14 protein-coding genes are annotated in these 12,247 nt (G+C 61.8%); 9 read left to right on the top strand and 5 right to left on the bottom strand.

Translation table 11 applies throughout. The annotated features are described in order from the left end of the window. Window positions 1-5 precede the first annotated feature (5 nt). The gene (lptG, locus tag ACHMW7_RS21250) at window positions 6-1,094 is read right to left on the bottom strand and encodes an LPS export ABC transporter permease LptG (RefSeq protein WP_395447457.1); all 1,089 of its coding nucleotides are present in this window, start codon (window positions 1,092-1,094) and stop codon (window positions 6-8) included. Further along, window positions 1,091-2,290 carry an LPS export ABC transporter permease LptF gene (gene lptF / locus ACHMW7_RS21245; protein ID WP_395447456.1) on the bottom strand — a complete coding sequence of 400 codons (1,200 nt, stop codon included), beginning with the start codon at window positions 2,288-2,290 and terminating at the stop codon, window positions 1,091-1,093. The genes lptG and lptF overlap by 4 nt, the downstream gene beginning before the upstream one ends. A 304-nt stretch (window positions 2,291-2,594) precedes the next feature. Between lptF and ACHMW7_RS21240 the strand changes: the two genes are divergently transcribed. Beyond that, window positions 2,595-4,091 carry a leucyl aminopeptidase gene (locus ACHMW7_RS21240; RefSeq protein ID WP_395447455.1) on the top strand — a complete coding sequence of 499 codons (1,497 nt, stop codon included), beginning with the start codon at window positions 2,595-2,597 and terminating at the stop codon, window positions 4,089-4,091. Between the two features lie 91 nt (window positions 4,092-4,182). Further along, window positions 4,183-4,632, top strand: a complete 450-nt coding sequence (locus ACHMW7_RS21235) for a DNA polymerase III subunit chi (RefSeq protein WP_395447454.1) — start codon at window positions 4,183-4,185, stop codon at window positions 4,630-4,632. 36 nt (window positions 4,633-4,668) lie between these two features. Here the strand turns inward: ACHMW7_RS21235 and ACHMW7_RS21230 are convergent, their stop codons facing one another. After that, entirely contained in the window at window positions 4,669-5,160 is a 492-nt protein-coding gene (locus ACHMW7_RS21230; RefSeq protein ID WP_395447453.1) for a carboxymuconolactone decarboxylase family protein, read from the bottom strand. Window positions 5,161-5,246: 86 nt separating this feature from the next. Here ACHMW7_RS21230 and ACHMW7_RS21225 point away from each other — a divergent pair, with 86 nt between their 5' ends. The 6 genes from ACHMW7_RS21225 (at window position 5,247) to ACHMW7_RS21200 (ending at window position 9,351) form a co-directional block, all read left to right on the top strand. Next, a complete protein-coding gene (locus tag ACHMW7_RS21225; RefSeq protein WP_395447452.1) occupies window positions 5,247-5,927 on the top strand; it encodes a TetR/AcrR family transcriptional regulator in 681 nt (226 codons plus the stop codon). Window positions 5,928-5,989: 62 nt separating this feature from the next. After that, window positions 5,990-6,610, top strand: coding sequence for a hypothetical protein (locus ACHMW7_RS21220; protein WP_395451397.1), 621 nt, complete (start codon window positions 5,990-5,992; stop codon window positions 6,608-6,610). Next, window positions 6,607-7,467, top strand: a complete 861-nt coding sequence (locus ACHMW7_RS21215; protein WP_395447451.1) for a 23S rRNA (adenine(2030)-N(6))-methyltransferase RlmJ — start codon at window positions 6,607-6,609, stop codon at window positions 7,465-7,467. Before ACHMW7_RS21220 ends, ACHMW7_RS21215 begins: the two co-directional genes overlap by 4 nt. Window positions 7,468-7,520: 53 nt before the next feature. Further along, window positions 7,521-7,964 carry a hypothetical protein gene (locus ACHMW7_RS21210; RefSeq protein WP_395447450.1) on the top strand — a complete coding sequence of 148 codons (444 nt, stop codon included), beginning with the start codon at window positions 7,521-7,523 and terminating at the stop codon, window positions 7,962-7,964. A gap of 23 nt (window positions 7,965-7,987) precedes the next feature. Continuing rightward, a complete protein-coding gene (locus ACHMW7_RS21205; protein WP_395447449.1) occupies window positions 7,988-8,680 on the top strand; it encodes a ribonuclease in 693 nt (230 codons plus the stop codon). Between the two features lie 71 nt (window positions 8,681-8,751). Then, complete coding sequence (locus tag ACHMW7_RS21200) at window positions 8,752-9,351, top strand: glutathione S-transferase family protein (protein WP_395447448.1); 600 nt, start codon at window positions 8,752-8,754, stop codon at window positions 9,349-9,351. A gap of 37 nt (window positions 9,352-9,388) precedes the next feature. On the opposite strand, the gene ACHMW7_RS21195 is transcribed toward ACHMW7_RS21200, so the two are convergent. Further along, entirely contained in the window at window positions 9,389-10,327 is a 939-nt protein-coding gene (locus tag ACHMW7_RS21195) for an alpha-1,2-fucosyltransferase (protein WP_395447447.1), read from the bottom strand. A 186-nt stretch (window positions 10,328-10,513) separates the two neighbouring features. Between ACHMW7_RS21195 and ACHMW7_RS21190 the strand changes: the two genes are divergently transcribed. Then, on the top strand, window positions 10,514-11,245 hold the full coding sequence (locus ACHMW7_RS21190; protein ID WP_395447446.1) for an FkbM family methyltransferase: 732 nt from the start codon (window positions 10,514-10,516) through the stop codon (window positions 11,243-11,245). Window positions 11,246-11,320: 75 nt separating this feature from the next. On the opposite strand, the gene ACHMW7_RS21185 is transcribed toward ACHMW7_RS21190, so the two are convergent. Beyond that, window positions 11,321-11,980, bottom strand: a complete 660-nt coding sequence (locus ACHMW7_RS21185; RefSeq protein ID WP_395447445.1) for an outer membrane protein — start codon at window positions 11,978-11,980, stop codon at window positions 11,321-11,323. Window positions 11,981-12,247 lie beyond the last annotated feature (267 nt).

The raw sequence follows: 12,247 nt of genomic DNA, 5'->3' as shown, positions 1-12,247 counted from the left end.
CTCACCTAACCGTCCTCTTTGTAGAGCAGGAAAGTCACCCCGAAAAACATTGCGACGACAACTGGAAACCACGCCGCAATATAAGTCGGCACGAATCCCGCATTGCCAAATGCTTTGACCAGAACCGAAACGACATAAAGCAGAAAGCCGGCGACGACGCCACCCAGAATCATCGTTGCAGACTGTCCCATACGTGCAAATCGCATCGACACTGTTGCAGCAATGAGCGTCATTGCAACCAAAAGGAAGGGCAGGGCGACAAGTGAATGAAATTGCATGGCGAATGCGTTGGCCCGGAGGCCGAAGGAACGCGCGACTTCGATCTTGGAAGGCAGCTCGAAGAACGGAATTGTTTCCGGTCGCGCCAGCCGTTCCTGGACGAATTCAGGCTTCAGATTTGTCGGCACCTGATCGATGGGCTGGGAGGTGAAATTCTCGCTGCCCTTCATACTGCGGACGTTGACCAGTTCCCAGTGGCCGTCGCGGAGATAGGCGCGTTCCGCGTCCTTGCGCTCGACCATGTCGCCGTTGGCATCGAAGATGAAAAACACCGCGTCCGAGAGCTCAAGACCCTGGTTGAGTACGGCCCGGGCGCCGATGATGACTTCGGTGCCGTCGGCCTTCTGGCGCAGCCAGGGCGCCGAGAACGCCGAAACCGAATTGGACTGGCGCGAGCGCAGCTCGGATTCGATCGTCTCCGAGTGTGAGAAGCCGTAGGCGGCGATCGGGTTGAGGATGCCGACCGTGACCAGGCCGAACAGTAGTGCGCCGATGCAGCACGGCAGCAGGAACTGCCAGGCCGAGATGCCCGCGGCGCGCGCAATGACCAGTTCATAGCGCCGGTTGAGAGAGACCAGCGTCGCCATGGCGCTGAACAGGGCCACGAACGGTACGGTCTGCTGCATGATCATCGGCACGCGAAGCGCTGAAACCGTCATGGCGATCGAAAACTTGAAGCCCGGCAGGCCGCCGACATTGCTCGAGAATTCGGTGACGTCGATGATGAAGATCAGGGCGTAGATGCCGATGAAGAACCACGTCGTGATGACGGCGTAGCGGACAAGGAAGTAGCGGCCAAGCGTCCAGCCCATCATGCTGCTCTCTGGCCGGAAGCGCGGCCGGTAAGGCGCTGGCGGATTGCCGTGAAGCTGTCGCGAATCCGCGCTGCCCACGCCGCCATGCGGTCGGCGACCGAGACAGGCAATTCCATGGTGCGGTGATTGCGGATGAACCACAGGGCGAACAGCGACGCGCCGATGGGAATAGCGTAGACGACATAGCCGATCCAGGCCGCAGCCTCTGCCTTGCTGTTGGCGAAGAAGCCGAGCCAGCGGAAGAACAGCGCGATCGTCACCGTCGTCACCAGCGGATGAATGCGCGCTTCGCGGTGCGAGCGCGCATCGCCGGCGACCGCAAGCGCGATGAAGGCGAAGGCAATCGAATAGAGCCAGTCGGAGAAGCGGCGGTTGAGCTCGGCGTCGAACAGGCGCGGGTTGCGCTGGTAGAACTTGTCGCCGTGTTGCGGCTGCATCAGATAGGATGTCGAGCGGTCCTTCGGCTGCATGGTGACTTCGTTGGCTGCAGCAGAAAACTCACTGAGATCAAAGGCATAGGAGTCGAAGCTGATCACCGACACTTCGCCGCCGGGCGCCTTGCGGTGAATGACGCCTTCATTCATCACCAGCATCTGCTTCTTGTTGCGTTCGATGAACGAGCCGTCCTTGGCGTAGTAAACGAGGTCGACATTGGGCTCGCGCGAATCGGCAACGAAGATGCCGCCCAGTCCGCCATTGGGAAGTCGTTCGCCGACCTGCACGAACAGGCCTTCGTCGACCTTGCGGAACGTGCCTTCCTGGATGATCAGCGACAACAGATCAGCGCGCGACGTGGCGATCAGTTCGCGGTTGCGCTGGCGCGCCATCGGGTTGGCGACATTGTCGATGACGAAGGAAAACAGGCTGGCGCCGATCGCCAGGATGAGGATCGGCCGAATGACCGTGAGCCGCGAGGCCCCGGCAGCGTTGAGGATCACCAGCTCGGAATCGCTATTCATCGTGCTCAGCGTCAACGCCACCGCGATGATGACGGCAAACGGCACGACGATAGGGATGACCGTCGGCAGAATGAGGGCCGCGACCTCGAAGAAGGTCAGGGCCGACTGGCCGCTGTCGGTGACAAGATCGATGCGTCCGAGGACCTGGGTGGTCCAGACGATCGCCAATGTCCACGTCAACGCCGCGATGAAAACCACGAACGCACGACGCAGAATGTAGCGCTCAACAACCTTCATCGATGACCAGGATTCCGTGTTTCCGACTTGGCCGGCCGACAGGATGTCGCATGGCCGGTGGGTGTCTAAGGTATAGTCCAAGGCAAGCCGGCACAACTGCCCGTCACGTCGCCAACACTGTCTCCCGCGCTTCGGAGTCTCGACGCTAATGGCTAAGAAACGCCGAACAGAGGTGGTTAACGTAAGGTTTCCCGCCACTTTTCATCTTTCGCCATAGCTGGCCTAGATGACGGGAGGCTTGCCAAATTTGTGAAAACGACGAAATGTCGCGCACCATCTGAACGGGATCCGAAAGCAGGATATCATGACTTCTAAGCCGTCGATCAGTTTCGCCAAGCCGGGCACGCCGAAAAAAGGCAGCATCGTGGTCTTCTCCGCCGACGATGGCGGGCTGAGCGATGCGGCGCGTGCCAACGATCCGGCCAAGGCGCTCGATCGTGCTTTCCCGGTAGCTGACTTCAGCGGCAAGTTCGGCGGCGTGGTCGAAGTCCTGGCTCCCGAAGGCACTGCGGCCGACCGGCTTGTCGCCATCGGCGCCGGCAAGACCTCGGCACTTGACGAATATGCCTGGCTGAAGCTCGGCGGTGTGGTTGCCGCGCAACTGCGCAAGGCGACCGAAGTGGCCGTGATCCTCGATATTCCAGGCGTGAAAGTCGATGGCGCGGCCGCGGCGGGCGTTGCCGCAGGCATCCTGCTCAGGAGCTACAACTTCGACAAATACAAGACCAAGAAGGACAATGGCGACAGCAAGGCTGACGACAAGAAGCCGGCCAAGATCACCATTCACTGCGCCGATCCGGCTGCGGCCAAGAAGGCCTTTGCTGATGCCGAAGCCATTGTCGGTGGCGTGGTGCTCGCCCGCGATCTCGTCAACGAGCCGGCCAACGTGCTTGGCCCGGTCGAATTCGCAGCCCAGGCCAAGGAGCTCGAAAAGCTCGGCGTCAAGGTCGAGATCTTGACCGAGAAGGAAATGAAGAAGCTCGGCATGGGGTCGCTGCTCGGCGTTGCCCAGGGTTCGGTGCGTCCGCCGCGCCTGGCGGTGATGCAGTGGAACGGCGGCAAGGCCAAGGACAAGCCGGTGGCCTTCGTTGGCAAGGGCGTGGTCTTCGATTCGGGTGGCGTGTCGATCAAGCCGGCCGCCGGCATGGAAGACATGAAGGGCGACATGGGCGGCGCGGCTGCCGTGACAGGCCTGATGCACACGCTTGCTGCGCGCAAGGCCAAAGTCAACGTGGTCGGCATCATCGGCCTAGTCGAGAATATGGTCGACGGCAACGCCCAGCGTCCCGGTGACATCGTCACCTCGATGTCGGGCCAGACGATCGAAGTGCTGAACACCGACGCTGAAGGCCGCCTCGTGCTCGCCGATGCGCTCTGGTATTGCAATCAGCGTTTCGAGCCGAAGTTCATGGTCAATTTGGCGACACTGACCGGCGCCATCATGGTAGCGCTTGGCCAGAGCCACGCCGGCCTGTTCTCCAACAATGACGAGCTTGCCGAGCGTCTGACCGCATCGGGCACGGCGACGCAGGAGAAGCTGTGGCGCATGCCGCTCGGCTCGGAATACGACAAGCTGATCGATTCCAAGAATGCCGATATGAAGAACATTGGCGGCCGCTACGGCGGCTCGATCACCGCTGCGCAGTTCCTGCAGCGCTTCGTCAAGGAAACGCCCTGGGCGCATCTCGACATCGCCGGCACCGCTATGGGCTCGCCGACCAACGAGATCAACCAGTCCTGGGGTTCGGGTTACGGCGTGCGCTTGCTCGATAGGCTGGTGCGCGATCACTACGAAGGGTAAGGCCGGATAATCCGCCGTGCCGGGGCTTATCCGGCGCGGCGGACGCCTCTACGCTTCACCACCGAGTGGAATTGGGGCATAGCATTGCCCGATGGCCGAAGTCCTTTTTTACCACCTGACCGAATCGACGCTGGAGGATGCGTTGCCGGGGCTGCTCGAACGCAGCCTGCAGCGCGGCTGGAAGGCCGTGGTTCAGACCGGCACCGAAGAGCGCCGCGATGCGCTGGATGCGCATCTATGGAGCTTCCGCGACGATTCGTTCCTTGCCCATGGCAGCGACCGCGAAGCCCACGCTGAGGACCAGCCGGTGGTGCTGACGATCAGCGAGGGCAATCCGAACGCCGCCGAAATCCGCTTCCTTGTCGACGGCGCATCGCCGCCCGACATCGCGCGCTATCAGCGTGCCGTCTTCTTGTTCGATGGCCACGATGCGGCACAGCTCGAAGGCGCACGCGAACACTGGAAGACGATGAAGGCGGCCGGACATGCCGTCACCTACTGGCAGCAGACGCCCGACCGGCGCTGGGAGCGCAAGGCCTAGAGGCGCGGCTTGCACGAGCCGCACCTCTGTCCGCTTCTATTTGGCGGCGCTCATCTCGCCGCCAAGATCCTTCTTGAAGGTCTCGAAATCGACCTGCATGCCGTTGAAGATGGTGCTCCAGTGGCGCGTCAGCGCCGCCATGGCGACGGCTTCCTGGATTTCCTGGTCGGTGGCACCCGCCTGTTTGGCGCTTTGCGTATCGGCCCAGATGCAGTAGCTGCACGGGATCTGCGCTGCCACCGCGAGCGAGATCAGCGCCTTGGTCTTCGGCGGCAGCGCGGTCTTGTCGCTGAGTTCGATGTTCTTGAGCTCCGACCATGCGCCGGGCAAGCCGGCCTTGGGGAACTGCGAGATGAAGCTCGGCACGCCGCCCATAGTCTTCTGGATGTCCTGGATGGTGGCGTCGTAGTCGTCGGCAAAAGCCGGCAGCGGCATGATGGCAAGCGGGATGGTGAGGGCTGCGGCACCGGCCAGGACCGTCATCGAGCGGCGGAACGAGGCGAAGGTGTATGCGTCATATGCGGGCATGACTTCCTCCTCTGGATCATTTTTCCCTTACGGTGTAAGGTGCGGAAATTGATGATCCTTACAGTGTAAGTTGTCAAGGCGAGCGGATGGACAGAGCGATCAACAAAAAGCGAGCAAAGCTGTCGCGCGACATGATCGAGAGGGCCGCTTTCGAGGTCATCGAGCGCGAGGGCCTGGCCGGCTTTTCGATGCGCAAGCTGGCCCAGGCGCTCGGTTGCGAGGCGATGAGCATCTACCATCACTATGCCTCGCAGGCGCATCTGTTCGAGGCGCTGGTGGAAAGGCTGGTCGGTGAACTGGAGATCCCGCCGCGCGAGCTGCCCTGGCGGCAGCGGGCGCGGGTGGTGATGGGCGACTTCCGGGCGGTGGGGCGTGCGCATCCGGCCTTTGCGCCCTTTCTCGTCACCTATCGCATGAATTCGCCGAAGTGCCTGCAATGGCTCGACGGCGTGCTCGGCGTGTTCGAGGATGGCGGCTTCGGCAAGGAGCGCGCGGCACGGCTTTTCCGGGCGGCCGGCTACTATCTGATGGGCGCGATCCTCGATGAGACGGCAGGTTACGCCAAAGGTGCGTCGGCGGTGACGACGGTCGATGACGCGCAATTGCGGCGCGACTTTCCCAATGTCGCGGCGGCCGGCCCATTCTTCACCGTGGCCGAGTTCGACAAGACCTTCGACATCGGTCTCGACATGCTGCTCGACGCGATGGAACGCGAAGTTGCGGGCAACCCTGGCGCTGCACTTTCCGGCACGGGCCAAAAGCCTTAGTAGGGGAGACGTTTCCGTCCACCGGCTGCTTTCCCTTTGGCGGCCACAAAGTGTCGAGCGCCATGCGGTTCCTGTTTCTTCTCATCTTGCTCGGTGGCACCGGTCTCGGCATCGTCTACCCTTGGGCGACGACCAATTTCACCGGACGCGAGATCGGCACCTACCGCGCTTATGATCGCACCAGTGGCTATCGCCCGGTCGAGATTGCCCTGGTGGCGGCCGACGCGCCGGTGCGGGTGCTTGTCGACCTGACCACGCTGGCGCCGCCGGTGGTAAAGCCGGCGAGTGCGGTTTTGACCATCACGGCCTCGACGCGCGGCGAAACGGTCCTGGCCGAAGCGCTGAACTTCTATGACACCACCCCGCGCGAGCGCAGCCCGCAGCTGCCCGACCCGATCTTCCGCGACGATGCCGGGCTGATCCGCGACGTGCAGCCGGGGACCTATCGCTTCGTCATCGAGCAGGGCGATGCCGACAACGTCCAGATCCAGAGCGTCGATCTGATCTTGCGCTCAGGCGGCGGCGAGGCGGACGCGCGTGCCCAGCCAATCGGGCTTTCGCTGATGGCAGTGGGCTTTATCGGCCTGGTGCTGTCGCTACGCCGCGGCGGCGGCAACCCTCAAAACCCGAATTCGCAACCGCCGCCGCCGCGTTGGGGCCGGGGCAGGGATAGCCAGTCGTGAACTATCGCCACGTCTATCATGCCGGGAATTTCGCCGATGTGGTCAAACACGCCGTGCTTGCCCGGCTAGTCGAGTATCTCAAGCGCAAGGACAAGGCGTTCCGCGTCATCGACACCCATGCCGGGATCGGCCTCTACGACCTGTCCTCGGAACAGGCGCGCAAGACAGGCGAGTGGCATGACGGCGTCGGCCGTCTGATCGATGCGGCCCTGCCGGCCGATGCAGCCGGGTTGCTCGCGCCGTATCTTGATGCCGTTCGTGCCGTCAACGCTGACGGCGGCATCGAACACTACCCCGGTTCGCCTGTCATCACGAGGCATTTGCTGCGCAAGCAGGATCGCCTGTCGGCGATCGAACTGCACCCCGAGGATGCGAAGACGCTGGCCGCGCAGTTCGAAGGCGATTTCCAGACCCGCGTCATCGAGCTCGACGGCTGGCTGGCACTGGGTGCGCACTTGCCGCCCAAGGAAAAGCGCGGGCTGGTACTGGTCGACCCGCCCTTCGAGATCGGCGGTGAGTTCGATCGGCTGGTCGAGGGGCTGAAGAAAGCGCACCGGCGCTGGCCGGGCGGCATCTTCGCCCTGTGGTACCCGGTCAAGGACCGCAAGGCGGTGGCAGCATTCCGCGACGAGCTTGCGGATGCCGGCATTCCCAAGATCATGGACATCGAGTTCTACATCCGCCAGCCTTCGTCCGAACCCAGGCTCGACGGTACCGGCATGGTAGTGGTCAATCCGCCTTTCCAACTGGAAGGTGAACTCCAGGTCATGTTGCCGGCGCTCGGCAAGTTGCTTGCCGAAGGACCCGGCGCGCGTTGGTCGGTCGAGTGGCTGGCCGGCGAAGCAGCGGCTTCTTGACCGGAGCGCGGCGAAACCGCAAACTGGGATGCAGAAGCTTTGGAGTGGGAACCATGAGTTGCGTCGCCAGCACCATCTTTGCCGCAATGATTGGCCTTGGAACGGTCGGACTGGGCGTAGGCTCTGCGCAGGCAGCCGACCTTTCGGTCGGCAGCGACTATTCCGACCCCGGCATTTGCGGCAATGCGGCCGTACTCAACCGCATCACCAGCCGCTTCAGCTACCAGGTCCGCCACGTGCCGAACCTGCCGCAGGTCGCCATCACCGATTTCCAGCGCATCCACGAACACCGTTACGAGCCGGCGGATGAGAGCCATCCGATCGGCCGCCGCTATTGCGGCGCGACCGTGGTTCTGTCCGACGGTGCCGACCGCGACATCTGGTACCTGATCGAGGAAGGCATGGGCTTTGCTTCGATCGGCAATAATGTCGAGTTCTGCGTCTCCGGTTTCGACCGCTGGTACGTCTACAACGGACGCTGCCGCGTCCTGCGCTGAGACAGGCCGGACTTCCCAAGAGAATGTGGGCTCGGGCATTCGCGGCTGCCGCGTTGTTCGCGCTTGCCGCTTGTGCGCCATCCGAAGACAAGTCGAGTAAAACCACGCCAGCTCCTGCGACCGAGGCGGCGGTGCCGCGTGGCGAGGGCTTCGACTTTTACGTGCTGTCCCTGTCATGGTCGCCGAGCTATTGCGAGGCCGAGGGCGAACAGGCCAACGGCCAGCAGTGCCGTGCCGGCAGGCCTTACGCCTTTGTCGTTCATGGCCTGTGGCCGCAATATGAGCGCGGCTATCCCGAAAATTGCCCGACTGACAATAGCGATGTTTCCAACGACAAGCTGCGCGGCCTCTACGACCTGATGCCGTCGGCCGGCCTGATTCGCCACCAATGGCGCAAGCATGGCACCTGCACCGGGCTCAGCCAGGATGATTATTTCAAGGTGCTGCGCGCGGCACGGCAGAAGATCGAGATTCCGGCCGAGTTCAATCGCCTCGATGCCTATCGCACCTTGGCACCTGATCAGGCCGAGCGTGCCTTCCTGCAGTCCAACCCCGTCATGCCTGCCGATTCGGTCGCCGTGACCTGCGACCGGCGCTATCTGCGCGAGGTGCGCATCTGCATGACCAAGGATCTTGGCTTTCGCGCCTGTCCCGAGATCGACCGGCGCAGCTGCCGGCTCGACAAGGTGGTGATGCCGCCGGTGCGTGGCCGCTGATTTCGGCTGCCGGACGCGTTGCGGCAAGCCAATGCGCCGCATATGGTTCGCGGTCGAAACAGGACCCCATCATGCCGAAGCTTCTCTATTCCTCGACCTCACCGTACAGCGCGAAGGCGCGCATGGCCGCGACCTATGCCGGCATCGCCTTTGAATCGGTTGTCGTCGACACCACGGCACAGCCGGCTCTACTGACCGATGCCAATCCGCTTGGCAAGATCCCGGTGTGGATCACCGACGAGGGCGACGGCATCTACGACAGCCGTGTCATCACCCAGTATCTGAACCGTTTGTCCGGTAACAAGCTGTTCCCGCGCAATGCCGAAAAACGGCTGGAGGCGGAACGGCTGGAGGCCATCGCCGACGGCATCTGCGACTGCCTGCTCGCCATCGTCTATGAGCGCCGCTCGCGCCCGGAGGAACTGGTGCACCAGCCCTGGCTCGACAAGCAATGGGCGAAGGCCGAGCGCGCGCTCGACCTGCTCAATGCCAATCCACCGAAGTTGCCGAAGTCGATCACGACGGGCCAGATCGCGCTGCGCGCCACGATCGCCTACACGGAGCTTCGCTTCGCCGGCAAGTGGGACAAGGGCCGTCCGCGCCTCAAGCGCTGGGCCGCCCGTTTCGACGAGAAGTTCCCGGAACTGAAGGCATTGATCGGCCAAGGCTGACCGCTTCCTGTCTCAACCAGGCTTGAACTGATTTCGCTCAAGCCTGGTTGGACAGAGGCAGCCAGCGCTCTGGAAGAATATCCGGATTGCTGACCGAAGGGTCGGCAAACCAGGACGCCGGTCCGATGACGATCTTGTCGGGCGAGGGATTGAGCCAGGCACCCCACCAGGAAAAGCTGGAGTTGGCGATGATATGATTGCGGCATGCACTCATCAGGCGCATGTCCTCATAATCCGCGCTGCGGCCATTGTGGCCGATGACACGTTTTTCGAATGGAAACGCAAGGTTGTCGCGGGCCCAGTCGGGGTCGTCGGAAAAGACGTAGATGACCGGCTCCTCCGTCATCTTCGACGCCATCAGATCAACGGCCTTGGTGTAATATTGCTTCGAGCAGGCGGCAAACAGCGCCTGGTTCTGCGGCAGCAGATAGTCGCCGCGCCTCACGTGAAGCGAGATCGCGGGGCACGCAGCGATTTCAGCCAGGTGGTTGGCATTTTCCTGGCTCGGGGGCGTGACAATTCGGAAGTCGTTGTGGATCGTTTCGCTGCAATCGGCAAAATAGCGTTCCGATTGCCAGTAGCCGTCGAGCCAGACGTTGGTGCGCGGTGCAAGCATGGCGGCGTCGAAGCTGAGGGCGCTTTCCCTCACACGATGTGGCGGAAGCCCAAGACTACGCCATAGAAGATAGCGCAGCCGGCCTTCCTTTCGTTCCGGTGGGAGCCTTCCGGAAGTGACAGCCTGCCCAATGTTGAAATGGCCCAGCCGGAAGGTGACTGTCGGTGCGCTGTCGAAGTAGCGCTTGTCGAGCAGCAGAGAACTTTGACTGCGGATCGCCATGGCGCGGCCCATGGCAAACTGGAACAGCTGGTTCCCCAAGCCACCATATATCCTGCTGACAATCTGCCGTTTCATTGGTGTTGGGCAAGCCTGCTGCAAATCATGCCGCTTAGTGGCAGCGGTGACATTTGAAATCAACTTCGAAAGAGCGAGGATGTCAGGTTATGGCGTTTCGAAACAATCGGAAGACCTGGACGCGGTGACGGGGAATCATGCTCGCGCATATCAGCTTCAACAACGCTGTTTCCAATCTTCGATGTCTCGTCTAATGGGCCAATAAGGCTGGCGAAATGACGTCCTCTAGCCACGAAAGTCAGGATAAGAATGTTCCGACAGTTGCTTGGGCAGTTAGGTTTTCTCGAGCGGCCACGAGATCCGCTTGTGCTTCTGCGCGAAGGATTGTGTGACCGTCTTGGAATAAAGACAGCCATTCACGTCGGAGCCCACTATGGTGAGGAGCGTGATGCCTACGAGGCACTGGGCTTGACCGATGTGCTATGGGTTGAGGCCTCGACGAAGGTTTATGACGAACTGGTTGAACGCCTGGCAAAACCAACCGGAAGCAATGCTCGTCACGTAGCGGTAAATGCGTTTGCCTCCGACACGGCTGGAGAGGAGGTCGTGCTTCGTCAGTTCAGCAATGAGGGCGCGTCCAGTTCCATCTTCGCTGCCACTGCGCTTTTCAGGGAGACTTGGCCGCATGTAGGCGAAACCGGAGGTTCCGAAGAGATTGGGACCGACACACTCGATCACATCGCGATGATCAATGGCTTCCAGAATGTGGATCTTTTGGCCGCTGACGTGCAGGGGGCTGAATTGATGGTTCTGAAGGGCGCAACGTCTTTGCTTGCTCAGGCCAAGGCTGTGATCGTCGAAGTCTCTTTGCAGCGCTTCTACGACGGCGGGGTGCTGCAACCGGAATTGCGCCGTTTCCTGCGCCAGAATGGTTTCATCGAAGTCAGGCGCCCGCCAAACCACGGAGACCAGCTCTTCGTGCGCAAGAGCCTGTTCGGGGCGATCCGTCGCCTCAGCGACAGCATCAGGGCACGTGGTTAGATTCGAGCGGCGCAAAACCAAGCACAAAAAAGCCGGGCGCGAGCCCGGCTTTTTCGTTTGTGCTGATCGCTAGGATCAGAACTTCATACCGACGCCGAACTGGATGCGGTGATCCTTGTTCGAGATTTCGGTGTTGCCTGCGCCCAGCGAGAAGGTGTCGCTGCCGAGGTCGGTGTAGCGGTACTCGACGCGGCCAAAGACCGACTCGGTGAGCTTGACGTCGGTGCCGACGCCAGCGGTCCAGCCGAGCATGGTGTTCTTGTCTTCGATGCCGCCCTGCGTCGCCTTGACCTGCGCGCCAGCGCCACCGGCGGTGGCATAGAGCAGGATGTCAGGGGTCACGACGTAGCCGAGACGGGCACGTAGCGAGCCTTCGAAGCCGTTCTTCACCGAAGTGCCGGCGTTGTCGCCTTCCACGCCGCTGTAGCCGAGGTCGCCTTCAGCGCCGATGACGAAGTTTTCCATCTGGTAGTTGTAACCAGCGAAAGCACCGCCGAGGAAACCGCTGGTGCCGATCTTGTTGCCAGCAGCGTCGGCTTCACCGCTGAAGCCGTAACCGATGGTCACACCGGCATAAGGGCCCGACCAGGTGTTGAGCGGCGGCTGTTCCATCGGAGCAGCAGGTGCCGGCGGCTCTTCCATGACGACGTCGGCAGCGAATGCAGGCATCGAAGCCAGGGCGATCAGGCCGAACGCCGCGGCAAGCGGACGAGCGTGCTTGAGAATGGCAGTCATTGTTTTACTCCTTAAGCCAACTAGACACTGGCTCTTTTTTAACTGGCGCCCCTAGCCCGTCCGGGGGGAGAAACGGGCTGGGCGCCGAACAGTTCCGAATGTCGTGGCGAAATGCGGCTGAACCGAACCTGAAGTTGGGTGATTGCCCGGCGCAAATGAGGCTGAAGCGTGACGTTGCATGCGTGCAACAGCCTTGTCAGGAGCTTTGCCGTCCATTTGCCTGAAGCCGCTTGGTACAAGGGGTTGGGCGTTCTATATCTCGCATGC

Origin of the sequence: Aminobacter sp. UC22_36 (assembly GCF_044056035.1) — a bacterium.
Lineage (GTDB): Bacteria > Pseudomonadota > Alphaproteobacteria > Rhizobiales > Rhizobiaceae > Aminobacter.
This window is presented reverse-complemented; position numbering and strand designations above follow the sequence as displayed.